Here is a 23973-nt window from a genome sequence, read left to right as displayed (position 1 = left end):
AGCTCCTCGGCAAACACCGCAGCAGCCCGCATCGGACCCACCGTATGGGAACTGGACGGTCCTATTCCGATGGAAAAAAGATCAAAGACACCAACAGCCATGCGAGTGATTCCTAACTAGGTAAGTGGTGGGGGTGGATGCTGGTCCCACCGGGCTAAGGTGACCACGGGCCGAAAGCCCTAGGCCAGATTCGCGACGCCCGGGTAGAGGGGGTGTGCTGCGGCGAGGGCCTCCACGCGGTGACGCAGGCCGGTCAGGTCCGCGTCGGCGTCGGCGGTTAGTGCTTCGGCGATGATGTCCGCGACCTCGGCGAAGGCGGCTTCACCGAAACCGCGGGTGGCCAGGGCGGGGGTGCCGATCCGCAGCCCGGAGGTGACCATCGGCGGGCGCGGATCGAACGGCACCGCGTTGCGGTTGACCGTGATCTCGATCGCGGCGAGCCGGTCCTCGGCCTGCTGGCCGTCGAGTTCGCAGTGGCGCAGGTCCACCAGGACCAGGTGCACGTCGGTGCCGCCGGAGATCACGCTGATGCCCTTGGCGGTGACGTCCGGCTGGACCAGACGCTCGGCCAGGATCCGGGCGCCGGCCAGGACGCGTTCCTGGCGCTCCCTGAACTCCGGGGACGCGGCGATCCTGAACGCCACGGCCTTGCCCGCGATCACATGCTCCAGCGGCCCGCCCTGCTGGCCGGGGAACACCGCGGAGTTGATCTTCTTGGCGATGGCGGCGTCGTTGGTCAGGATGATCCCGCCGCGCGGACCGGCCAGGGTCTTGTGCGTGGTGGAGGTGACCACGTGCGCGTAAGGGACCGGGGACGGGTGCAGCCCGGCGGCGACCAGGCCGGCGAAGTGCGCCATGTCCACCATCAGGTAGGCGCCCACGGAATCGGCGATCCGGCGGAACTCGGCGAAGTCCAGCTGCCGGGCGTACGCGGACCAGCCGGCCACGATCAGCGCCGGTTTGTGTTCCTGGGCCAGGCGCTCCACCTCGGCCATGTCGATCCGGTGGTCCTCCTCGCGGACCTGGTACGGGATCACGTTGTACAGGCGGCCGGAGAAGTTGATCTTCATGCCGTGGGTCAGGTGCCCGCCATGGGCCAGGTTCAGGCCCATGATGGTGTCGCCCGGCTTGATCAGGGCGTGCATCACCGAGGCGTTCGCCTGCGCACCCGAATGCGGCTGCACGTTCGCGAACCCGGCGCCGAAAAGGGCCTTGACCCGGTCGATCGCGAGCTGCTCGATCACATCAACGTGCTCGCAGCCGCCGTAATACCGCTTGCCCGGGTAACCCTCGGCGTACTTGTTGGTCAGCACCGAACCCTGCGCCTGCATCACAGCCACCGCCGTGTGGTTCTCCGACGCGATCATCTCCAGGCCGCCGCGCTGACGGCCCAGCTCGTCGTCGATCTTCGCAGCAATCTCAGGATCCAGGTCCGCGAGCTCCGCGTCCAACGACGCCGACACAACCTGCTCGTACTCAGTTACAGATACCGGGTTCACAGTTCTCCACCGTTCTTGGCCGCGTATTCCTCAGCCGACATGAGCGGCCCCTCTTCCGTGGCGGCCACCTTGAACAGCCAGCCGGCACCGTACGGATCGCTGTTGATCAGCGCCGGATCGTCGACGACGGCGGGGTTGATCTCCGTCACCTCACCGGTCACCGGGGAATACAGGTCCGAGACGGACTTGGTGGACTCAACCTCACCACAGGTCTCCCCCGCCGTCACCGGCGAGCCAACCTCGGGCAGGTCCACATACACGATGTCGCCCAGGGCATCCGCAGCAACCGCGGAAATCCCGATCCCCACAGGCCCAGCACCATCAGCGGCAACCCACTCGTGCTCAGCCGAATACTTCAGTTCAGCAACTACTTTGCTCATCTTTTCAATCCTTAGAGTTTGTGTTTGGTTTCGACAGGCTCAGCCATCGGCAGGCGGCTCATCCCCCAGCACCTTTGGGTTTCGAAGAGCGCTGGGTCCGGTGCAAGTCCCGTTGGGGTCCGGCTTCCGGCAGCGTGCGTCTAAGCGAGGAACGAGCGAACACGCAGAGGATGTCGGCCCCGGCGGGACCCAGTGGCTTACTTTTGGCGCTTGTAGAAGGGCAGTGCGACGACTTCGAAGGGCTCCGGCTTGCCACGCAGGTCAACGTCGACGAGAGTGCCCGGTTCTGCATGCTCGACGTCAACGTAGGCCAGCGCAACCGGGTAGCCGAGCGTGGGGCTCGGCTGGCCGGAGGTGACCTCGCCGATGAGCGTGCCGTTCTTGAGGATCGAGTAGTGGGCCCGGGCGGCCCGGCGTCCCAGCCCCTTGAGGCCCACGAGTTTCTGGCCGATTGTGCTTCCGACGCCGGCAGCCTTGATCGCCGTCAGTGCGTTCCTGCCCACGAAGTCGCTTTCTTTCGCGAGCGAGACAACCGGGCCGAGGCCTGCAGCGTAGGCGTTGACGTGGCGGGACAGCTCGTTGCCGTAGAGCGGCATGCCGGCTTCCAGGCGCAGCGAGTCGCGGCAGGCCAGCCCGGCGGGGATGAGTCCGTGGTCTTCGCCAATCTCCAGGAGAGCGTCCCAGAGGCCGGGTGCGTCAAGGTTCGGGATGTAGATCTCGAAGCCGTCCTCACCGGTATAGCCCGTGCGGGCGAGCAGCAGGTCCTGCACAGTGCCGTTGACGGTGAGCCCTACTTCAACAGCCGCATAATACTTCAGCTCAGTGACCAGGGAGTGCTGCTCGGCCGGAACCAGCGTCAGCAGGATCGCTTCCGCGTTGGGACCCTGCACGGCGATCAGCGAGGTCTCGGCGGACGCGTCCTCCACGACGACGTCGAAGTTGGCAGCCCGCTCGACCAGAGCCGCGGCCACCACACTGGCGTTGCCGGCGTTGGGGACCACGAGGTACTTATCGTCGGCGCGGCGGTACGAAATGAGGTCGTCGATGATGCCGCCGTCCGTGTTGCAGATCAGTGAGTACTTCGCCTTGCCAACCGCGATCGCCGACAGCTTCCCGACAAGTGCGTAGTCCAGGAAAGCTGCCGCGTCCGGGCCGGTGACCCAGACCTCGCCCATGTGGGACAGGTCGAACAGGCCGGCGGCGTTGCGTACCGCGTGGTGCTCGGCGAGTTCCGAGTCGTACTTCAGGGGCATCTGCCAGCCGCCGAAGTCCGTGAAGGAGGCGCCGGCCTTCTTGTGCTGCTCGTAGAGAGCGGTGTAGTTCTCAGTCATCAGGAGTCCTTAGTTTTCAAACTCGGAAAGCGGCGGGCAGGAGCAGATCAGGTTGCGGTCGCCCGCGGCCCCGTCGACGCGGCCGACGGGCGGGAAGTACTTGTCCTGCTTCAGGTGGTGGACCGGGAACGCTGCCTGTTCGCGCGGGTAGTCGCGGCCCCAGTCAGAACTCACGACGGCGGCAGCCGTGTGCGGCGCATTGCGCAGCGGCGACTTCTCAACAGTGAAATCGCCGTTGGCGACCTGCTCGATTTCGGCACGGATGGTGATCATGGCTTCAATGAAGCGGTCGATCTCGGCCAGGTCCTCGGACTCGGTGGGTTCCACCATGAGCGTGCCCGCCACCGGGAAGGCCAGGGTGGGGGCGTGGAAGCCGAAGTCGATGAGGCGCTTGGCCACGTCCTCAGCCGTAACCCCCGTGCGAGCCGTCAGTTCACGCAGGTCCAGGATGCACTCGTGGGCCACGAGGCCGCCCACTCCGGTGTACAGAACGGGGAAGTGTTCATCCAGGCGGGAGGCGATGTAGTTTGCGGCCAGCAGCGCGGACTTGGTTGCTTCGGTCAGGCCCTGACCACCCATGAGCTTCACATACGCCCAGGAAATCGGCAATACACCGGCGGATCCGTATCGCGAGGCGGAGATGGCAACGCCCTTATCCGAAGAGGTGCTGTTCGCGTCGCCGGGCATGAAGGGTGCCAGGTGCGCCTTGGCTGCCACCGGGCCGACCCCCGGGCCGCCGCCGCCATGCGGGATGCAGAAGGTCTTGTGCAGGTTCAGGTGGGACACGTCGCCGCCGAACTTTCCGGGCTGGGCCAGGCCCACCAGGGCGTTGAGGTTGGCACCGTCGATGTACACCTGTCCGCCGGCTGCGTGGATGGCGTCGCAGACTTCGCGGACGTCGGCGTCGTACACACCATGGGTGGACGGGTACGTGATCATGATCGCGGACAGGGCGTCCTTGTGCAGCTCGATCTTGGCGTTCAGGTCGGCGTGGTCAATCGTGCCGTCGGCCGCCGTGGCCACCACAACAACCTTCATGCCGGCCAGGACAGCTGAGGCCGCGTTGGTGCCGTGCGCGGAGGCCGGGATCAGGCAGACGTTGCGCTGGGCGTCGCCGCGGGACAGGTGGTAGCCGCGGATGGCCAGCAGACCGGCGAGCTCGCCCTGGGACCCGGCGTTGGGCTGGATGGACACCTGGTCGTAGCCGGTGATTTCGGTGAGGTCCGCTTCCAATCCTTCGATCAGTTCGCGCCAACCGGCCGTCTGGGAGTCCGGGGCGAACGGGTGGATGGAGGCAAACTCCGGCCAGGAGATGGCTTCCATCTCGGCGGTGGCGTTCAGCTTCATGGTGCAGGAGCCCAGGGGAATCATGGTGCGGTCCAGCGCGAGGTCCCGGTCTGACAGCTTGCGGATATAGCGCAACAGCTGCGTCTCGGAACGGTGCGTGTTGAACACCGGGTGCTGCAGGAAATCGGACGTGCGAACCACGTCTGCGGGCAACTCGAAGCCGGCGGCGTCCCTTACCGGGCCGGCGCCGAAAGCGACGGCGACCGCGGACAGGACCTCCGGCGTCGTGGTTTCGTCGACGGAGACCCCGACGGTGTCGGCGTCGATGGCGCGCAGGTTGATGCCGCGTGCTTCGGCGGCGGTGATGACCTTGGAGGCCTTGCCGGGGACGCGGACGGTGAGGGTGTCGAAGAAGGACTCGGAAACGAGCTCGCGGCCGGCCGTCTTAAGCGCGGTGGCGAGGGTACGGGCGTGGCCGTGGACCGTTTCGGCTATCGCCTTGAGGCCTTCGGGGCCGTGATAGACCGCGTACATTGAGGAAACGATGGCCAGCAGCGCCTGGGCTGTGCAGATGTTGGAGGTCGCCTTTTCGCGGCGGATGTGCTGCTCGCGGGTCTGGAGGGCCAGCCGGTAGGCGGGCACGCCGGCGTTGTCCCTGGAGACGCCCACGATGCGGCCGGGAAGCGTGCGCTCCATGCCTTCGCGGACGGCCATGTAGGCCGCGTGCGGGCCGCCGAAGAACAGCGGCACGCCGAAGCGCTGAGCGGTTCCGACGGCGATGTCGGCGCCCTGCTCGCCCGGAGGAGTGATGAGGGTCAGCGCCAACAGGTCGGCAGCAACGGTGACCAGGGCGCCGCGGTCCTTGGCAGCAGCAATCACGGCAGTGTGGTCGAATACCCGGCCCGAAACACCGGGCTGCTGGAGGACGATGCCGTTGATGTCGCCGTCGGGCAGTCCCTTGGAGAGGTCAGCGATCTCCACCTCGAAACCTAGCGCCTCGGCGCGGCCCTTGACGATGGCGATGGTCTGCGGCAGGCAGTCGGCGTCCAGGACGGTCTTCCCGTCCTTGGCACCTGCGTTTTGTCCGGTGGACTTATTCGCGCGGCGCATCAGCAGCACGGCCTCGGCAACTGCCGTGGCTTCGTCCAGCAGCGAGGCGTTGGCCACAGGCAGCCCCGTGAGGTCCTGGACCATGGTCTGGAAGTTCAGCAGTGCTTCGAGCCGGCCCTGCGAAATTTCCGGCTGGTAGGGGGTGTACGCCGTGTACCAGGCCGGCGCTTCGAGGATGTTGCGGCGGATGACCGGCGGCGTGAGGGTGTCGTAATAGCCCTGGCCGATCATCTGGACGGCGGTCTTGTTCTTCGAGGCGAGGCGGCGAAGCTCGGAGAGGACCTCCACTTCGCTAAGCGCGGCCTGAAGCGTCAGCGGCGCGCCCTGGCGAATGGAATCGGGGACGGCGACGTCCACCAGCCCGTCGACGGAGTCGTAGCCGATGGCCTTGAGCATGGTGTCAACGTCAGCCTGGCGCCGGGCGCCGATATGCCGGTCCGCGAAGGCGGTAGGGGTTGATTTAACAGTCAAGAGGAACTCCATGATTCAGGCGCCCTGTGAGCGCCGCGATGATGTGGGTTCCTCCCCGCTCTGTATTGGACCTGAGAGATTCCGCGGAACTCATGTTCCGCTTGCACCGTCGGTGAGCCCGGTTGCCCGGACTGCTTTCCAGAGTTGCCTCGCCGCGGCGGTACATGGGCCTGAGAGATTCCTGGGGAGGATTTGCTCCTACGGCGCCTGACTGGATGTACCGGCAGGACTCTCCCGCCGCAGATCAAAAGCGTTGCATCACCTGAGTGACACGCTTCACACCATAGCGGGTTCGTTCGAAAAAGCGCAAGCAAGGTGCAGCTACTGATGAATCGCCTCATGGATCTGCAGCGCGAACCACAGCTGGGCAACGGTGGACGTTTCAGCCATGTCCAGCCCCGTCAGCTCACCGATTTTCCGCATTCGGTAGATGATGGTTTGCCGGTGCGCGAAGAGCGCACTCGCAGTCTTCTGCCACGAACGCTGCGAGTCCAGATAGGTCCTCAGGGTGACGATGAGATCGCCTTCCTGGCCCTGCTCATAGTCGAAAATTGGACCCAAAAGACGCCGGACCAGCGCGGTTCCTTCCTCAAAACTGGTGAGTCCCAGCCATGACGGACCCTCCGCATAGCGGGCCAGCCCCAGCTTGTTGGCACGGGCGGAGCCAAGCGCCCAGAGGGATTCCTGCAGCGCCCGCTGGATGTTGGCAACGGCCGCCGGCGCACTGATCCCGATCGCGGCATCCGCGCCGGCGCAGTGCACCAGGACGTCGTCAGGGACGCCTGCCGGGACCACCACATGGAGCCTGTTGTTCCGCTTCAATGACGCCGACGGAACCCCGTGCCGCCACAGTTCGATGTGCACGTTAGCCAGCCTGTCGCCGTCGTTTGCTGTGGAAGCGTCCGCAGGCCCGTCTCCAGCATCCGCCGCCATGGAGGCGAGCAGGAAACCCTGCGGCGGAACCTCAAAAGCTGTCAGCCGGCTCTCCATCTCGGCCACTCCCAGGCGTCCGTCCATGGCCTGCAGCAGGAACTCTCCCGCCAGCCGGTGGCGGCCTTCCAGCGACAAAACGATGCGCGAAAGCTGCAGCCCCAGCACGGTTGCGGCATGCAGGAGCACGACGGCGTCCGGGTGCGGTTCGCTGTTGGGCAACACCACCAGGAGCGCGTTGGCATGCGTGGGAATGTCCATGGTGAGCACATGCCTGCCGCGGATGCGGTGCCACTGGAAGTTCTTTCCCGCCAGGGAAACTTGCCCGGACAACGGAGCCCATTCCTCCGCGAGGAACACCGGTATCGCCTTGCCGTCCGGGTGCCAGGGATGCAGGCATCGGCGGTCCACCACGAACAGGTCCGCGTCAAGCTCGGTCGCCAGCCGCTGGACGAGGCTCTGCCAATGATCCTCCGAGGCTCCGGCGGTGCGGAGCAGATCGTAGACGCGCGCCGTCTGCCGCAGCCGGCGGGATTCTTCGAGCAGGGAGGACTCGGCCACCGAGCGGGCAATCGCGATGAACGGCAGGGGGTACGGGATGCTGACCAAGGGAAGGGGCAGTCGGTTGCAGGCTTCCAGGAATTCCGTGGTGAGCGGCGGTGCGTGCATCTTCTCGCCGATCGCCAGGGCACTGGCACCACTGTCCATGAGGGCCTCCGCGAGCGCCACCTGACCTTGGGCATCGGCCGGAATGGAGAGGCCGTTGGTCATCATCAGTTCGCCGCCCGTTACCCATTCCCACAACCTGGGCAGATCAGAGGTGTGAGCCCACGTGATGCGGTTGTCCAGGCCTGCCGATCCAGCCAGGAGCGTGAGTCCCAGCTGCGGTTCAGCGATGAGTTCAGCGACGGTGATCGCCATGAGGGCTCCTGGTTCCTTTGCGTTGGCGGCGATTTGGCGCCGTGTCATGCGGCACTTAGACATTCGTCTAAACGCCTCGACTATTTGTAGTCAATGTAGCGCTATCGGGAGTGATCCGCGTCACCAAGAATGGAATTACTTACTTCCCGCTCAACGGCGAGCACCCCTCACCCCAAGGATCCGGAATGACAATGCACAAGCCCATCGGCCCCGTCGACGCCACCAAAGTCCCCCGGTATGCAGGCCTCGGCACTTTCGCCCGCCTCCCCCAAATCGACCGCGTTCCGGACTACGACATTGCGATTGTCGGAGTACCGTTCGACGGCGGAACCTCCTTCCGCCCCGGCGCCCGTTTCGGTCCTGCCGCAGTCCGCGAGGCCTCCCGGCTGCTGCGCCCCGGCTACCATCCCGAACTCGACGTTGAGCCTGTTTACGAAGCCCAGGTTGTGGACGCCGGCGACATCGCCTGCACACCCTACGACATCGCCCGGGCAGTCCGTGAAATCGAAGAGCAGGCACTGCCCCTGATCAGCGAGGACAAGAAGCTCATCTCGATCGGCGGCGACCACACCATCGCCCTTCCCATGCTGCGGGCACTGAACAAGGTCCACGGCCCGGTAGCGCTGCTGCACTTCGACGCCCACCTGGACACGTGGGACACGTACTTCGACCAGCCGGTCACCCACGGAACCATTTTCCGGCGGGCGTTCGAGGAAGGCCTCCTGGTGGAAGACAAGTCCATGCACGTCGGCATCCGCGGACCCGTCTACGACCGTAATGACTTCCTCCGCGACCACGAATTCGGTTTCCAGATCATCCGATGCTCGGACCTGGACGTCATCGGCGTCCCGGCAGCCATTGCCCAGGTCAAGGAGCGGCTCGGCGACACGCCCGTCTACGTCTCCATCGATATTGACGTCCTGGACCCGGCCTATGCACCAGGCACCGGCACACCCGAAATGGGCGGGCTCCACTCCCGCGAACTCCTGGCACTGCTCCGCGGGCTGAACGGCATCAACATTGTGGGCGCCGACGTCGTCGAAGTCGCTCCGGCCTACGACCACGCAGACATCACCACAGTCGCCGCCGCCACCCTCGTCTTCGACCTGCTCGCCCTGATGGTGAACCGCAGCAAGGCCTCCCCCACCACCGCCCGTGAACTGCAAGCAGCCTCCTGGAACGCATCATGAGCACTCGAACCACTCCCGCCGCCCCGGCTGAAGTGCCCCGGCTCGAGGACAAGACCATCCAACCCATCCCGGCGCATGAACGCCACGGAAAAGCCCGGGACCTCTTCACCATCTGGTTCGGTTCCAACATCATGATCATGACCATCGTGACCGGCGGACTGGCAACCACAGTGTTCGGGCTCGGCTTTGTGCCCGCAATCGTTGGAATCATCATCGGCAACGTCGTCGGTGGCATCTTCATGGCGCTGCACTCCGCCCAAGGCCCGCAACTGGGCGTGGCACAAATGATCCAGACCCGCGGCCAATTCGGTTCATTCGGGGCGCTGCTCATCGTTGTCATCGTGGTGGTCATGTACGTCGGGTTCTTCGCCGCGAACCTCGTCTTTGGCGGGGAAGCAATGGCGGCAGTCAGTCCGGGCATCAGTGTTGACGCCGGCATCATCATCATCGGCGTCGTCAGCGTCATTGCCACGATCTTCGGCTACCGGCTCATTCACGCCTATGCACGAATCCTCAGCATCGTGGCCGGTGTCGCGCTGCTGCTGGCCTTCGCCTGGATCCTGTTCGTTCAGGGGCTGCCGGCCAACTTCCTGGACCAGGGAAACTTCAACTGGGTCGGCTTCATGGGCACCATCTCCGTATCCGCCCTCTGGCAGCTTGCCTACGCCCCCTACGTCTCGGACTACTCCCGCTACATGCCCCAGGGCACCGGCTCGGCCCCGGCGTTCTGGGCGTCCTACTCGGGTTGCGTGCTGGGAACGCTGTTCCCCATGATCCTGGGTGCCCTGGTGGGAACCCTCGCGGTGTCCATGAGCAACGATGCCGGGAACGTCGAGCTTGTCGGCAGCCTGGGAGCCTTGCTCCAGCCCTGGACCATGATCGTCATCGGAATCTTCTGCCTCGGCGTTGCAGCGTCGAACGCCATGAACCTTTACTGCGGCGTCCTGTGCAGCCTCACCATCGGGCAGACGTTCAAGCCGAACTGGTTGCCTCATGCCAAAACCCGAAGCGTTGCAGCGCTGATCCTCTTCACGCTCGCCGTCACGATCGCGCTGTTCGCCCGGGACAATTTCATCCTCTTCTACACGAACTTCCTCTCCTTCCTGATGTACGTCCTGGTCCCCTGGACGGCCATCAACCTGGTGGACTACTACCTTCTCCGGCACGGCGACTACCGGGTTGAAGACTTCTTCAAGCGCGACGGCGGAGTGTATGGACGGTTCAACTGGATCGCGATCGGCTCCTACGTGGCCGGCGCCCTGATCCAGGTTCCCTTCTCCGCAACGGCGGTCTACACAGGTCCGCTCGCCGCGGCGATGGGCGGCGTGGACATCTCCTGGATTGTCGGGCTAGTGGTTGTTGCTCCGCTGTACTACTTTGCTGCACGCGTGTTCCGCAAGAAGCCGGATGCCGCCCCCTTTCAGGCCCCCGAACTCGCAGCTGAACTGATTTGACTCACTGCGGGCCAATTGCCCGCACTCCAACGGGCCAGCCGCCCGCCCCCCACATTCACTCCCGACGCCGCGACCGGCGCCCAAACCAAAGGCGAAATATCATGACACTCACCAACACAGAACAGTTCACCGTCCGACGGTCCCCCGCGGATCGCAGCACTGCAGATCACAGCCCGGCGGCCGCACTGCCCCTCCCTCTGCCTCCCGGCGGGCACTTCATTGGCGGGTCATTTGTTCCGGGCTCCTCCACCCAGGTCATCGACGTCGTGGATCCCACCACTGAGCAGGTCATCGCCTCCGTGCAGGCCGGCACAACCGCAGATGTTGATTCTGCCGTTGAAGCCGCCGTGGCGGCCCAGAAGTCCTGGGGTGCCACCACCCCGAAGGAACGTTCCGAGGTGCTGAACCTGATCGCCAACATCATCGAAGCCAACCGGGAAGCCTTCGAAAGCATCGAGTCAGCCAACACCGGTAAGCCGCGGACCGTCGCGGAAGACGACGTCTCAAGCACCATTGATACCTTCCGCTTCATGGCCGGTGCTTCCCGTACGCTGACCTCCATGGCCGGAGGCGACTACGCAACCGGGCACACATCGGTGATTCTCCGCGAACCAGTGGGCGTGGTCGGCGTCATCACCCCGTGGAACTACCCGCTGCTGATGGCTGCCTGGAAGATCGCGCCCATCCTGGCTGCAGGAAACAGCATCGTCCTGAAGCCTTCCGAGCAGACGCCGCTGTCCACGCTGAAGCTCGCGGAACTCGCGGCCGGACATATTCCCGATGGCATTCTCAACGTGGTGACGGGACAAGGACGGACGGTAGGACAGCGGCTCGCGGAACATCCCGATGTTGCTCTCGTCGCGTTGACCGGCAGCGTCGTCAGCGGACAGGCCGTTGCCGAGACCGCGGCAAGGTCGGTCAAGCGCGTCCATCTGGAACTCGGCGGCAAGGCTCCGGTGGTTGTCTTTCCTGACGCTGACCTCCGCGCGGCAGCCGCCGGAGTGCGAAGTGCCGGCTTCTGGAATGCAGGCCAGGACTGCGGCGCTGCCTGCCGCGTGCTCGTGCACGAGTCAGTGGCTGAGGAGTTCACCGAACACCTGGTGCGCGAAGTCAGCACGCTGGTGGTCGGGGCTCCCGAAGCGGGCGACGACGTGGAAATCGGTCCCATGATTTCGCGTCCGCACTTCGAGCGGGTCAAGGAATCCCTGGCCGAGGCCCGAGCTGCGGGCTTGAACGTGGCCATCGGCGGTTCGGCCCTGGAAGGTCCCGGCTACTTCATCGAACCCACCGTCATCAGCAACGTGCCGGCCGGAGCGCACGTCGCCACGCACGAGATCTTTGGGCCTGTAGTCACGGTGGAGACGTTCAGTTCCACTGAAGAAGCTGTCACCCGGGCCAACGAGAGCCCGTACGGCCTGTCCGCGTCAGTATGGACCAAGGATTCCAGCCTGTCGCTGAGCGTTCCGAAGCAGCTCGATTTCGGAACAGTCTGGGTCAACGCGCACCTGGTGCTGGCCTGCGAGGTACCGTGGGGCGGGTTCAAGGGATCCGGCTACGGCCGCGACCTCTCGCTCTACGCCTTGGACGACTACTCCCGCACCAAGCACGTCATGATCAACCACAGCGCATGAGCGTTCAGACCAGCCATCGGAGCTCAGCAATGACCACTGCGAACATTCCCGGCAACACGGCCCTTCCCAGCAACACGGCGCGCGCCGCAACACCCTCCGCTCCCTTTGGGACAGACGTAACCTGGACCAACTGGGGCGGAAACCAAAGCGCCACGCCGGCTTTCACCGTCCGGCCCAGGACTGAACAGGAAGCGCTCGACGCCGTCCGTTTCGCCATCCGCGAAGGCCTCCCTGTGCGGGCGGTCGGCTCAGGACATTCGTCCTCCCCGCTGGTTCAGACGGGCGGGGTCCTGATGGACATGTCCGCGATGTCGGCGATCACGGGAACCGACCCTGCTCGCCGACGCGCACGGGCCTTGGCCGGCACCACCATCAACGCCTTCGGCGATCAGCTGTGGGAGCAGGGGCTGGCACTGGGTAACCAGGGCGACATCGACAAGCAGCAGATCGCCGGAGCACTCGCAACCAGCACGCACGGCTCCGGCAAGGATCTGGGCAGCTTTTCGTCAAGCCTCCGCTGGGTCAAACTGATCAACGGCTACGGCGAAATCGTCGAAATCGGCGAGGGACAGCTCCGCGAACTCAGGGCGGCCCAGGTGGCCCTGGGCACGCTCGGAGTCTTCCTGGAGGTCGAACTGGCGGTCGAGGACCGGTACTACCTGCAGGAGGAGATTACGTACCCCACTTGGGCCGAAACGGCGTCGACGTGGGATACGGACATCGACTCCAACAGGCATTACTCGTTCCTCTGGTGTCCGGAGGATGATTCGTGCGAACTCCTGGACCTACCCGGAGCGCCCGGCCAGCGCATGGCAGGACGGAGCTACACCAAGCGATACAACATCGCCCAGCTGCAGGACGAGCGTGATATTGCGCGTACGGAGGGCGCGCGGCTGGACCGGTCGTACCGCATCTACCCGGGCGGCTTCACCACACAGTTCCACGAACTCGAGTACTTCGTGCGCAGAGAGGACGGCTTTGCCGCGGTCGAGGCCATCCAGGACCTGATCCGGACCAGGCATCCCGAGCAGAAGTACCCCGTTGAGGTCCGCTGGGTGAAAGCCGATGAAGCCTACATTTCCCAGTTCCAGGGGCGGGACACCACCGTCATCACCCTGACAACCGAGCCTGGCACGGACTACTGGCCCTTCTTCCGGGATGCTGATGCGCTGCTGCAGGAATTTGAGCCCCGCGCGCACTGGGGCAAGATCCACTTCATGACCCGTAGCCGTTTGGAACGCCTCTATCCCGGGCTGGACACTTTCATCCGGATCCGCCGCGAGTTCGACCCCCGCGGAATATTCCTTAACGACCATACCCGTGCCCTTGTAGGGTGATCAGCAATCCCGGTGTATGCCCCGGAGTTTCGCTCCGGGGCATAGGCCGGGCGGCTGGGTTCACCGGCTCTGCCGGACCTGCGTCCACGGTGCGCCGCCCGGATCGGCTTCTTCAGCAGCGGCGGCGGTGATCGATTCAGCCAGGCTCGTGTCGTGGCGGGAGATGAAATAGTGCACCACGGCCGCCACGATTGCCCCGATGAACCAGGAGAATGCTGAGAAGGCGCCCAGCAGGGGAAGCAAGGCGAAGAGCACGGCCGGGATGGCAGAGACGAGAAACGAGATGACCGCTTTTCGGTTCCAGCCACCGGTATACGTGTAGTACCCCTGCTCCCTGAACAGGTCCCGGACCAGCACGTGCTGCCGGCGGAGAACATAATAGTCAACCATGATGATCCCGAACAGCGGCCCGAGCAGCGCTCCGAGCCCTCCGAGGAAAAGGTTGATCACAACCGGGCTGTTGAAGAGGTTCCAAGGCGTAATTACCAGTGCGATCAGTGCGGCCATCAGGCCGCCGCGCCTGAAATCGATCCGCGCGGGCCAGACGTTCGCGAGGTCGTAGGCGGGCGAGACGAAGTTTGCCACGACATTGATCCCCAGCGTTGCCACAGCGAAGGTGACAGCGCCGAGCAGCAGCGCCCAGATGCTGTCGATTCGCCCGACGATCTCTACCGGGTCGTAGATGTACTCCCCATACACCTTGAACGTTCCGGCGGTGACAACGACTGAGACCACGGAGAAGGCGATGAAGTTCACCGGAAGCCCCCACAGGTTCGCCGTGCGCACCGCCCTGCGTGAGGGCGCGAAACGGGAAAAATCGCAAAAATTGAGCATCAGGGTGGAGAAGTACGTGACCGTCAGGGCCACCGCGGCAAAGAAGGCGTGCGTGACGCCCCACTCAGCATTGCCTCCCGGAAGGTCGAGGGAGAGATTCCACCCCGCATTGACCAGGATGTACACGACCAACAGGCCCATCACCGCCCAGACGGCCGGCCCGGCCCAGTCCTGGAACCTCCGGATGGTCTCCATGCCGTTTCGTAGCAGGAGAAGCTGGAGCGACCACATCAACAGGAAGGCCAACCAGCCCAGCGTGGATTCGCCCAGGAAGTTGTTCTCGGTCAGGCCTTGCAGTTCGGGCCAGATCTTCAGGGCGATGATGATGACGGCGCGAGAGGCCAGCCAGGTCTGAATGCCGTACCAGGCAATGGCAACGAGCGCACGAAGCAGCGCGGGCAGGTTGGCCCCGAACGTTCCAAACGAGACCCGAGCGAGCACGGGGTAGGGAACTCCTGTCTTCTGGCCGGCGTATCCGGAGAAGTTCATCAGGACAAAAACGATGACAATCCCCGTCACCAGTGCAAGGAACACCTGCCAGGCGCCAAGGCCCAAAGCGAAAAGGCCCGCGGCGAACGTGTAACCGCCGAGCGAATGAATGTCCGACATCCACATCGCAAAGAGCGAATAGAAACCCCACGTGCGGTGCTCGGCCGGTGCGAGGTCTTCGTTATACAGACGCCGGCTGGCCCCCGGCGGAATGACGTGGGACACCTGCTCCTCACTTCCCAAACAACCGCACGCTGGGCCTGAATCTGAATTCCCTGCCAGCACGCTGTCCGGTGGCGCATCCAATGGTGCCAATATACTCAGCCTGAGCATGGGGTAACAGATCAAGGGGGCCCCGGGCGGGCGGAATTTGGCTGGTGTTCCGACGTCGTCTGCAGCGCCACCGCAGCACCCTCAACTATTTGCGACGCGGATAGCTGCCATAGGGAGACTGTGCTTCCCCGGATACGTGGGCTGGTTCACAGTGGTTACAGGACCTGCAGCAATCCAGAAGCAGCCAGTACTCAGAAGGACTTCAACGTGGAAACTCCCCTCTCCCATCTTGCCCACCTCGAGATCACCACTCCCGACGTCGAAGCGTCGGCACGGTTCTACGAGGAAAAGTTCGGCATGCGCATCATCGACCGCGTGGACGGCAACGTCTACCTGCGCTGCTGGGGCGACTACTACCGCTACAGCCTGGTCATCACGGAAGGACCGGAAGCGTCCCTGGGCCGGATGGCCTGGCGCACCAACTCCCAGGCGGCCCTGGAAGCCGCAGCCGAGCGCATCGAAGCAACCGGCGTGCAGGGAACCTGGACGTCCGGCGGCCACGGCTTCGGCACGGCCTACGAGTTCACCGGCGCCTACGGCCACCACATGCGCCTCTTCTATGAAGTGGAGAAGTTCGTTGCCGAGCCCGGTTTCGAGTCCACCTACCCGGACCGGCCGGAACGCCGCAGCAGCCACGCCGCCGCACCGCGCTTCCTGGACCACGTCACGGTGGCATCCTCGGACGTCCGCGGCTTCGCCAAGTGGTACAGCGAGGCCCTCGGCTTCCGCGTCATGGCCTTCGTTGACCTGGACGAAGCACCCGTCACCGTCTTCTCCGTCCTCACCACCAACGAAAAGTCCCACGACCTCGGCGTCGTCCTGGACACCTCCAGCCGCGCCGGACGCGTCAACCACATCGCCTTCTGGGTGGACGCCACCGAGGACCTGCTCCGCACCGCGGACGTCATGATGGAAAACGGCACCCCCATGGAATACGGCCCCTCCATCCACGGCGTGGGCGAGCAGAACTTCCTCTACTTCCGCGACCCGTCCGGCCTGCGCGTCGAACTGAACTCCGGCGGCTACCGCAACTACGTCCCGGACTGGGACGCCAACACCTGGAAGCCGTCGCTGGGCTCCAACAACTTCTACAAGAACGGCGCCATGCCGCATTCCATGACCGAATCCTTCCCCCCGGCCGAAGGTTTCACCGCCACCGAAGAAGGCGCCTCCCCCGAGATGAAGGAAGCCCTCCTCAACCCCTACGCCAAGCAGGGACGGGGCTGATCGCGCCATGTCTGAAGCAACATATGCCCTCATCCGCTTCCAGGAAGCCGGCGACAGCAAAGCCCGCGCCGGCCTGCTGGTGGGTGACCGGGTCCTGCCGCTGGACGGGGACATCAACTCCCTGATCGAGCACTGGGACACCAACGAAGCCCAGCTGGACACCCTCGCCGCCTCCGCCGGCCAGGACGCCGGCCTGGCACTTGCCGACGTTGATGTCCTCGCCCCGGTGGAGCCGGCCCAGGTCCTGCAGACCGGCGCGAACTACCGCAAGCACGTGATCGACCTCGCCGCCGCGCACCGCGAACCGGGCGAAGACGAAGAGAAGGTGCGCGCCAAGACGGCAGCCATGATGGACAAGCGGGCAGGCCGGGGCACGCCGTACTTCTTCATCGGCCTCCCGACGGCGATCGCGTCCGCCACGGACGACCTCACCCTCCCGTCCTACAGCAAGTCCCACGACTGGGAGCTGGAACTCGCCGCAGTCATCGGCAGGACCGCGTTCCGCGTCACCCCCGAGGAAGCGCTGGACTACGTCTTCGGCTACACCATGGTCAACGACGTCACCACCCGTGAATTTGTCTTCCGCAAGGACATGCCGGCCATCGGCTCGGACTGGTACCGCGCCAAAAACGCCCCCGGCTTCCTGCCCACCGGCCCGCTGCTGGTGCCCGCCAAGTTCTTCGGCGACCCGCAGGACGTCCAGGTGACACTGAAGCTCAACGGCAAGGCCATGCAGGACGAGTCCACGCAGGACATGATCTTCGGCGTGGCCAAGCTCGTCAGTGAAGCCTCCCAGATCATGCCGCTGCGCCCCGGCGACCTGGTGCTCACCGGAAGCCCCGCCGGCAACGGCCAGCACTGGGGCCGGCTGCTGCAGGACGGCGACGCTATGGAAGGCACCATCACAGGACTGGGCACCCAGCTCATCCACTGCAAGGACGAAGTCCAGTGACCACCCAGGACACAGCGCCAACCGCCGCCACCGGGGAATCAACCGATTCCCCGGTGATCCGGCGTGAAGACCCGCTCGGCAGCATCCGCGCCATGGCCGCGGCCCACAACAACTGGGGCCGCTGGGGCGGGGACGACGTCCTGGGAACCCTGAACTTCATCGACGCCGGCAAGCGGGTCGAAGCCGCGGCACTGGTGAAGACCGGTGAGGCATTCTCGCTGTCCCAGCCGTTCGACACCAACGGCCCGCAGAAGGGCTGGCGCCGCCGCACCAACCCGGTCCACACCATGACGGACACCGGAGTGGACGCCGAACGCGGCAACCAAGGCTTCCCGCACGGCTTCGGGGGTGCAGACGACGTGATCGCCATGCCGCTGCAGTGCTCCACCCAGTGGGACGGCCTCGGCCACATCTTCGACCAGGGCAAGGCCTGGAACGGCAGGGCCGCCGGCGACGTGGTCACCTCCGAAGGTGACCTGGTGACCGGCATCGAAACTGCCGCCGCCAAGATCGTCACCCGCGGCGTCCTGCTGAACGTTGGCCGTGCCCTCGGGCCGGAACTTGGACGGAACGACGGCGAACTGCCGGACGGTTTCGCCATCACCCGGGAGCACCTGGAGCGCACCATCGAACTGCAGGGGCCAAGCTCAAAGGTGGGCCGGGGCGATATCGTGGTGATCCGCACCGGGCAGTACACCAGGGTCCGCCGTGACGGCTGGGGCGACTACGCCGGCGGCGCGGCACCGGGCTTGTCCTTCACTACCGCGCCCTGGCTGCACCGCAGCGAAATCGCCGGGATCGCCACCGACACCTGGGGCTTCGAAGTACGTCCGAACGAGTTCGACGGCGCCTTCCAGCCCCTGCACCAGATCGCCATCCCCAACCTGGGGCTGTTCCTGGGCGAGATGTGGGACCCGGACGGCCTGGCGGAAGCATGCGCAGCGGACGGCAGGTACGACTTCCTGCTCACCGCCGCACCTCTTCCCATCACCGGCGCCGTGGGATCACCCGTCAACCCCATCGCCCTCAGATAGCCTGCGGCTGGCTCACACCAGGCCCGAAGGGCACCATAATCAGCAGCAACGCCGTCAATACAAAGGAGTCAACGATGGCAGCAGTACAGAATGTCGGAATCGTCGGAGCGGGAGCCGCGGGACTGACCGCTGCCATCCTCCTGGCAGATGCCGGCGTCAAGGTCGAAATCCTGGAAAAGGCCGACGAACCGCAGACCCTTGGATCCGGAATCACCCTGCAGGGGAACGCCCTGCGGGTCCTCCGCCAGCTCGGTGTCTGGGAGCAGATCGAGGCGAAGGGCTACGCGTTCAGCACCCTTGGCCTGCGCGCCCCCGACCCCGCAGGCACCGTCATTGCCGTCCTGGATGACATCCGGACGGGTGGTGATGACCTCCCCGCCACCTTGGGCATGTACCGCCCCGACCTCACCGAGATCCTGCGCGAGCGCGCCCTCGAGGCCGGTGCCAGGATCAGCTACGGCAAGACGGTCAACGGCATAACGGACGACGGCGGGTCCGTCACCGTGAGCACCGCCGACGGCGGTAGCGCCACCTACGACCTCCTCATCGGCGCCGACGGCCTGCACTCCGCCGTCCGCAAGGCCATCGGCATCGAGGTTGAACCCCAGCCCACCGGCATGGGCATCTGGCGCGCCTTCGTGGAGCGGCCCGAAGAGGTGGTCCGCACGGACCTGACCTACGGCGGCCCCTGCTTCATCGCCGGCTACTGCCCCACCGGCCCGGACACCATCTACGCCTACCTCGTGGAGAAGGCACAGGATCGCAAGCACGAGGACGGCCCCCGCATCATGGCTGAACTCGCCGCGGCCTACGGCGGCCCCTGGAACGAGATCCGTGCCAACCTGGACCACAGTGCCCGCATTAACTACACCTGGTTCACCACGCACCTGGTGGACGGGCCCTGGAACCGCGGCCGCAGCGTCATCATCGGCGACGCCGCGCACAGCTGCCCGCCCACCATTGCCCAAGGTGCGGCCATGGCGATGGAAGATGGGGCCGTGCTGGCCGAACTCCTGATCAGCGCCGACGACGTTACCGAGACGCTCTGGAAAGAGTTCACCGACCGCCGCCTGGACAGGGCAAAGGCAGTTGTCGACGCGTCCGTCCAGTTGGGCCAGTGGATGCTCGACGGCGTCCGGGATGCCAACGTGCCCGGCCTCATGCATTCAATCTCCAGCCTGGTGAAGGAACCGGCATGAACATCCCCGCCAGCGAATCCCCCACCGTTGACGTCCACGCCCATATCCTGCTTCCGGCCCTGCAGCAGCTGGTGGCCGAGGCGGACCCCGCGGGCTTCGCCGCCCAGCAGGCCCTGGAGGTGCGGCGTAACGGACCCGAATCGATGGCCGCTTCGGGCCGGATGCTCAAGGAGCGCCGGCCCCAACTGACGGACCTGGACCGCCGGCTCGCGGACATGGATGCCCAGGGAGTGGACGTGCAGCTGGTCTCGCCGTCGCCGTCGCACTTCTACTACTTCGCCGGCGAGGAGCTGTCCCTGCAGGTAGCGAAGCAGGCCAACCAGGCCGTGCGGGAGTTCGTTGACCGTGCCCCGACGCGGCTCAATGGGCTGGGCCTGGTCCCGCTCCAGCACCCCGCCTTGATGGTGGAAGCCCTGGAGCACGCGGTGCTGGAGTGCGGACTGCTCGGCGTCGAAATCGGATCGTTCGCCGCCACCCCGAACGATCCGGAGCACAGCACCGTCGAACTCTCCGACCCGCGCCTGGAACCGTTCTGGAGCCGGGCGGAGGAACTGGACGCACTGGTGTTCCTGCACCCCTTCGGCTGCTCGCTGGATGAGCGGCTGGACCTCTTCTACCTCGCCAACACGGTCTCCCAGCCCGCGGAGAATGCTGTTGCCCTGTCCCACCTGATCTTCGGCGGCGTCCTGGACCGGCACCCTGAGTTGAAAGTGCTGGCCGCGCACGGCGGCGGCTACCTGCCCACGAAACTTGGCCGCTCCGACCACGCATGGAAGGTCCGGCCCGAGGCACACGGCTGCGCCCAGCCGCCGTCGTCCTATCTCAAAAAGCTGTACTTCGATTCCCTGGTGCACAGCGCCGTGGAACTCCGCACCCTGGTAGCTGCTGCGGGCCCCGAACAGGTGCTGCTGGGCTCGGACTACCCGTTCGACATGGGCTCCGACCTTCCCGTAGACGAGGTCCAGGCTGCCGGCCTGTCGTCCGACGGTGAGGCCCAGGTTCTAGGCGGCAACGCACGCACCCTGGGCATCATGGCAGCGGCCGCCCTGACCGCCAGACCCACTGCTTAAGGAACACCCTCATGGTCAAGATCGCACGCTGGAATTACGACGGCGGGACCCAGTTCGGCTTTGTGGACGGCGGACACTGCTACGCGCTGCCCGCCGGCCAGGGCGTCCAGACGCTGCTGGCCGCCGGACTGGATGAAACCCTGCGCGTTGCCCGGGAAACCGTAGGTTCCGCACCTGCCGTTCCGCTCACGGAGGTGCAGCTGCTCGCCCCGCTGGTGCCCGCCACCATCCGGGACTTCGTGGCGTTCGAGGAACACGTTGAAGGCGTGCGGAAGAGCATCGACGGCGTGGCCGGCGTGGTGCCCGAGTGGTACGAGGCGCCCACGTTCTACTTCACCAACCCGCACACGGTGACCGGCACGGGCGAGGTGATCGGTATTCCGGCGGGCTGTGAGGACCTGGACTTTGAGACGGAGGTGGCCGCCGTCGTCGGCCGCGTCCCCGGGAGCGACGGCAGGAACCTGACCGCCGCGGAGGCGCACAGGCACATCTTCGGCTACACAATCCTCAACGACTGGTCCGCGCGGGACCTCCAGCGGCGGGAGATGAAGGTCAGCCTGGGCCCGTGCAAGGGCAAGGATTTCGCCAACACGCTGGGCCCGTGGATTGTCACGGCGGACGAGTTCGAGGACCGGCACGATGCCGAGGGCTTCCTGCCGATCTCCATGGCCGTCGAAGTCAACGGCGAACACATCGGGCAGGACCTGCTGTCCAACATGGGCTGGCCCTTCGCCGAGCTCGTGTCTTACGCCTCCCAGGACTCGGTGGTGCGGCCCGGCGACGTCCTGGGCTCTGGCACCTGCGGCAGCGGCTGCCTCGCCGAGTTGTGGGGCCGCAACGGTTCGAAGACTCCCCCGCCCCTGGCAACCGGCGACGTGGTCCGGATGACGGTGGAAGGGATCGGCACCATCGAGAACATGGTGGGCGCCAGGCGCGAGGCTGTAACCCATGTGGCCGCCCGCCCGAGGCCCCGTAACCGGGTTGCCGCTGCGGCTCCTTCCGGCGTCTAGGGTGGTTTCGCTCCAGCTTAAAGGGCGGACCGTCGTGGTCACCGGCGCAGGCCAGGGGCAGGGCGCGGCGGAAGCACGGCTGCTGGCGGAGGCAGGGGCCCGGGTCATCGCCACTGACCTGGCAGCCGACGCCCCGGCCGGGCTGGCGGATGCGTCCCCTGCATCGGACGGTGAGCTGACATACCGGCGGCTGGACGTCAGTGACGAGGCCGGTTGGTCCGGACTCGCTTCCTGGATCCGGTCGCAGGGCCGGCAGGTGGACGGGCTGGTCAACAATGCCGGGATCACTCAGCGCAGCAGGCTCCTGGATGCCTCTGTGGCGGATCTGCAGAAGGTTTACGAAGTGAACGTGGCTGGCAGCCTGTTGGGAATCCAGTCGCTCGCGCCCTTGATGGGCAGCGGAGCTTCCATTGTCAATGTCGGCTCTGTTGCCGGCCTGACGGCGCACTATCCGGTGGCCTACACCGCGAGCAAGTGGGCACTGCGCGGGCTCTCCCAGGTGGCAGCCATGGAACTCGGACCTCGCGGGATCCGGGTCAACACCGTCCATCCCGGTTTTATAGAGACTCCCATGACGGCGGGCGCCAAGCCGGAGTTCCGGCAGGCGACCCTGGCGGAGACCCCGCTGGGACGCTCCGGAAGCGTGGAGGAGGTGGCCGGCGTCGTGCTCTTCCTCCTCAGCCCGCTCTCATCCTTCGTGACGGGCGCCGAGATCCCGGTGGACGGCGGCCAGTCAGGCCACGGCGGCGCCAAGTCGGTCTCCGACGCCCTGCGCTAGCCTGGCAGCACGGCCGACCAGCCGCCGTCGACCATCAGGTTTGCTCCCGTCACGTAGGACGCCTCATCCGACGCCAGGAACAGCGCGCAGTTGGCGACTTCTTCCGGCGCGCCGATCCGCCCCAGCGGGATGCTGCCTGCAATGGTCCGCATGGGGTGGTCCGCTGCCAGCAGGTTGCCCTCGGTGGCCGCGGTGCGGATCATGCCCGGGCTGACGGCATTGACGCGCAGCCCATGCGGGGCGCCCTCAGCCGCGAGCTGTTTGGTCATGGCCACCACGGCACCCTTTGTGGCGGTGTGGGCAAGCCGGCCGTTGGTCATGGACCCGGTGACTCCTGCAGTCGATCCCACCAGCACAATGGCCGCGTTCGGCGCCTTGATGAGCTGCGGCCAGAAGTACTTGACCGGCAGGAACACCACGTCCATCTCGTGTTCAATGTTCCATTTCCAGTCATCGAAGGTGAGTTCCTCCACCGGGGCGAACCGCGTGACGGCGGCGTTGGCATAGAGGACGTGGACTTGGCCGTGTTCCGCGGCGACATCCGACGCCCACCCGGCCACGGCTGCCGCGTCCGTCAGATCAACCCGGCTGCTGCTCATCCGGCCACCCGCGGCGGTGACCGAGGCAACCGTGGCCGCGGCGCCGTCATCGTCCATGTCGCAGCCCACCACGAAGGCCCCTTCCGCGGCGAAGGCGAGCGCGGCAGCCCTGCCCTGGCCGCTGGCCGTTCCGGTGATGACGGCGGTCTTGCCGGCCAGGCGCGGGCTGGAGACGGGCATGGGAGATCCTTCCGAAAGCGTGTTTCCTCGACTTTCGCAGGGATGGGCCGGAAGGGGAACGGCGTCTTGGGTCTAGGTGGTATCCGCCGCGTGGATAGTCACAGGGACAGGTTCATCCTGCTTCGGCGGCGGTGCCTTCGGCAGGGGCTACAGCGTCGGCGGCCAGGGCTTTGCGCCGGCGGGCAATCTGGACGGCGATGGCTGTGGGGATCACGGCCAAAGCGGTGATCCGCATCCAGGGCCGGTCCAGGACATGGCCGGTAAGTGCATCCAGGGAGAAGGGACCTGAGCCGCCGATCGTGAACGCCGCTGCTGCAAGGCCCAGCACCGCAGGGTATTCCAGGCCGCCCTCGGTGGCGAAGAAGCCGTTCGGGGCGTGGACGCTGGCTGCGACTCCCATCGTGGTGGCAGCAGCGGCACCTGCGGCAGGGGTGGCCAGCCCCAGGGCCAAGGCAAGCCCCGCTCCTGCTTCACCGACACCAGCGAGGACGGCGCTGGGTTTTGCCGGGCGGAACCCCATGGCGTGCATGCCCTTGCTGGTGCCTTCAACGCCTCCCCCGCCGAACCAGCCGAAAAGTTTTTGGGATCCGTGCGCGATGAGCACCCCTCCGAGGCCTACCCGGAACAGGGTCTGTGCGGCGGCGGCTGCCTCGGGGCTGGTGGTTACATTGCGCATGAAAGTCCTCCTTGGGTTGCCTGAGTCGCTGCCCGGCTCGGTGTGAGCACG

The 23973-nt window shown here is 65.7% G+C and carries 20 protein-coding genes and 1 riboswitch; of the genes, 11 read left to right on the top strand and 9 right to left on the bottom strand.

The genetic code is table 11. The annotated features are described in order from the left end of the window. From J2805_RS23220 to J2805_RS23195, 6 genes are all read right to left on the bottom strand, one after another. Positions 1-101 (bottom strand): serine dehydratase beta chain (locus tag J2805_RS23220; protein ID WP_309980393.1); only part of this gene is annotated, 101 nt, incomplete at its 3' end. A gap of 78 nt (positions 102-179) precedes the next feature. Next, complete coding sequence (gene glyA, locus J2805_RS23215) at positions 180-1499, bottom strand: serine hydroxymethyltransferase (RefSeq protein ID WP_309980391.1); 1320 nt, start codon at positions 1497-1499, stop codon at positions 180-182. After that, a complete protein-coding gene (gene gcvH, locus J2805_RS23210) occupies positions 1496-1879 on the bottom strand; it encodes a glycine cleavage system protein GcvH (RefSeq protein WP_309980390.1) in 384 nt (127 codons plus the stop codon). Before gcvH ends, glyA begins: the two co-directional genes overlap by 4 nt. Positions 1880-2076: 197 nt before the next feature. After that, on the bottom strand, positions 2077-3210 hold the full coding sequence (gene gcvT / locus J2805_RS23205) for a glycine cleavage system aminomethyltransferase GcvT (protein WP_309980389.1): 1134 nt from the start codon (positions 3208-3210) through the stop codon (positions 2077-2079). A 9-nt stretch (positions 3211-3219) separates the two neighbouring features. After that, positions 3220-6078: an aminomethyl-transferring glycine dehydrogenase gene (gene gcvP, locus J2805_RS23200; protein WP_309980388.1), complete on the bottom strand. Its 2859-nt coding sequence runs from the start codon at positions 6076-6078 to the stop codon at positions 3220-3222. 148 nt (positions 6079-6226) lie between these two features. Next, positions 6227-6325: riboswitch (glycine riboswitch) on the bottom strand. Between the two features lie 74 nt (positions 6326-6399). After that, positions 6400-7929 carry a PucR family transcriptional regulator gene (locus tag J2805_RS23195; protein WP_309980387.1) on the bottom strand — a complete coding sequence of 510 codons (1530 nt, stop codon included), beginning with the start codon at positions 7927-7929 and terminating at the stop codon, positions 6400-6402. A 185-nt stretch (positions 7930-8114) separates the two neighbouring features. On the opposite strand from J2805_RS23195, the gene speB reads away from it, so the two are divergent. The 4 genes from speB to J2805_RS23175 all read left to right on the top strand — a co-directional run bounded on the left by speB (position 8115) and on the right by J2805_RS23175 (position 13541). Further along, positions 8115-9119 carry an agmatinase gene (speB, locus tag J2805_RS23190; RefSeq protein ID WP_309980386.1) on the top strand — a complete coding sequence of 335 codons (1005 nt, stop codon included), beginning with the start codon at positions 8115-8117 and terminating at the stop codon, positions 9117-9119. After that, a complete protein-coding gene (locus J2805_RS23185) occupies positions 9116-10573 on the top strand; it encodes a purine-cytosine permease family protein (protein WP_309980385.1) in 1458 nt (485 codons plus the stop codon). The genes speB and J2805_RS23185 overlap by 4 nt, the downstream gene beginning before the upstream one ends. Positions 10574-10674: 101 nt before the next feature. Beyond that, a complete protein-coding gene (locus tag J2805_RS23180) occupies positions 10675-12204 on the top strand; it encodes an aminobutyraldehyde dehydrogenase (protein WP_309980384.1) in 1530 nt (509 codons plus the stop codon). A 29-nt stretch (positions 12205-12233) separates the two neighbouring features. Beyond that, positions 12234-13541, top strand: coding sequence for a D-arabinono-1,4-lactone oxidase (locus J2805_RS23175; RefSeq protein WP_309980383.1), 1308 nt, complete (start codon positions 12234-12236; stop codon positions 13539-13541). 60 nt (positions 13542-13601) lie between these two features. Here the strand turns inward: J2805_RS23175 and J2805_RS23170 are convergent, their stop codons facing one another. Then, positions 13602-15089: an NCS1 family nucleobase:cation symporter-1 gene (locus J2805_RS23170; RefSeq protein ID WP_309980382.1), complete on the bottom strand. Its 1488-nt coding sequence runs from the start codon at positions 15087-15089 to the stop codon at positions 13602-13604. A gap of 315 nt (positions 15090-15404) precedes the next feature. Between J2805_RS23170 and J2805_RS23165 the strand changes: the two genes are divergently transcribed. The 7 genes from J2805_RS23165 to J2805_RS23135 all read left to right on the top strand — a co-directional run bounded on the left by J2805_RS23165 (position 15405) and on the right by J2805_RS23135 (position 22467). Then, positions 15405-16424 (top strand): VOC family protein, encoded by a 1020-nt coding sequence (locus tag J2805_RS23165; protein WP_309980381.1) that lies wholly within the window; start codon positions 15405-15407, stop codon positions 16422-16424. A gap of 7 nt (positions 16425-16431) precedes the next feature. After that, positions 16432-17376: a fumarylacetoacetate hydrolase family protein gene (locus J2805_RS23160; protein ID WP_309980380.1), complete on the top strand. Its 945-nt coding sequence runs from the start codon at positions 16432-16434 to the stop codon at positions 17374-17376. Beyond that, the gene (locus J2805_RS23155) at positions 17373-18410 is read left to right on the top strand and encodes a cyclase family protein (protein WP_309980379.1); all 1038 of its coding nucleotides are present in this window, start codon (positions 17373-17375) and stop codon (positions 18408-18410) included. The genes J2805_RS23160 and J2805_RS23155 overlap by 4 nt, the downstream gene beginning before the upstream one ends. Positions 18411-18484: 74 nt before the next feature. Further along, positions 18485-19609 carry an FAD-dependent oxidoreductase gene (locus J2805_RS23150; RefSeq protein ID WP_309980378.1) on the top strand — a complete coding sequence of 375 codons (1125 nt, stop codon included), beginning with the start codon at positions 18485-18487 and terminating at the stop codon, positions 19607-19609. After that, positions 19606-20679 (top strand): amidohydrolase family protein, encoded by a 1074-nt coding sequence (locus J2805_RS23145; protein WP_309980377.1) that lies wholly within the window; start codon positions 19606-19608, stop codon positions 20677-20679. The genes J2805_RS23150 and J2805_RS23145 overlap by 4 nt, the downstream gene beginning before the upstream one ends. A gap of 11 nt (positions 20680-20690) precedes the next feature. Beyond that, positions 20691-21689, top strand: a complete 999-nt coding sequence (locus tag J2805_RS23140) for a fumarylacetoacetate hydrolase family protein (RefSeq protein WP_309980376.1) — start codon at positions 20691-20693, stop codon at positions 21687-21689. A gap of 1 nt (position 21690) precedes the next feature. Continuing rightward, the gene (locus tag J2805_RS23135; protein WP_396134469.1) at positions 21691-22467 is read left to right on the top strand and encodes an SDR family NAD(P)-dependent oxidoreductase; all 777 of its coding nucleotides are present in this window, start codon (positions 21691-21693) and stop codon (positions 22465-22467) included. Here the strand turns inward: J2805_RS23135 and J2805_RS23130 are convergent. Both J2805_RS23130 and J2805_RS23125 read right to left on the bottom strand, forming a co-directional pair. Beyond that, a complete protein-coding gene (locus tag J2805_RS23130; protein ID WP_309980374.1) occupies positions 22464-23246 on the bottom strand; it encodes an SDR family NAD(P)-dependent oxidoreductase in 783 nt (260 codons plus the stop codon). The two genes, J2805_RS23135 and J2805_RS23130, sit on opposite strands and share 4 nt — an antisense overlap. Before the next feature lie 112 nt (positions 23247-23358). Next, positions 23359-23922 carry a DoxX family protein gene (locus tag J2805_RS23125; RefSeq protein WP_309980373.1) on the bottom strand — a complete coding sequence of 188 codons (564 nt, stop codon included), beginning with the start codon at positions 23920-23922 and terminating at the stop codon, positions 23359-23361. Between the last annotated feature and the right edge of the window lie 51 nt (positions 23923-23973).

The sequence above is a fragment of the Arthrobacter oryzae genome (genome assembly GCF_031454875.1).
GTDB classification, from domain to species: Bacteria; Actinomycetota; Actinomycetes; order Actinomycetales; family Micrococcaceae; genus Arthrobacter; species Arthrobacter oryzae_D.
Note: the sequence above shows the minus strand (reverse complement) of the source record. Positions and strands in the feature narration are given on the sequence as shown.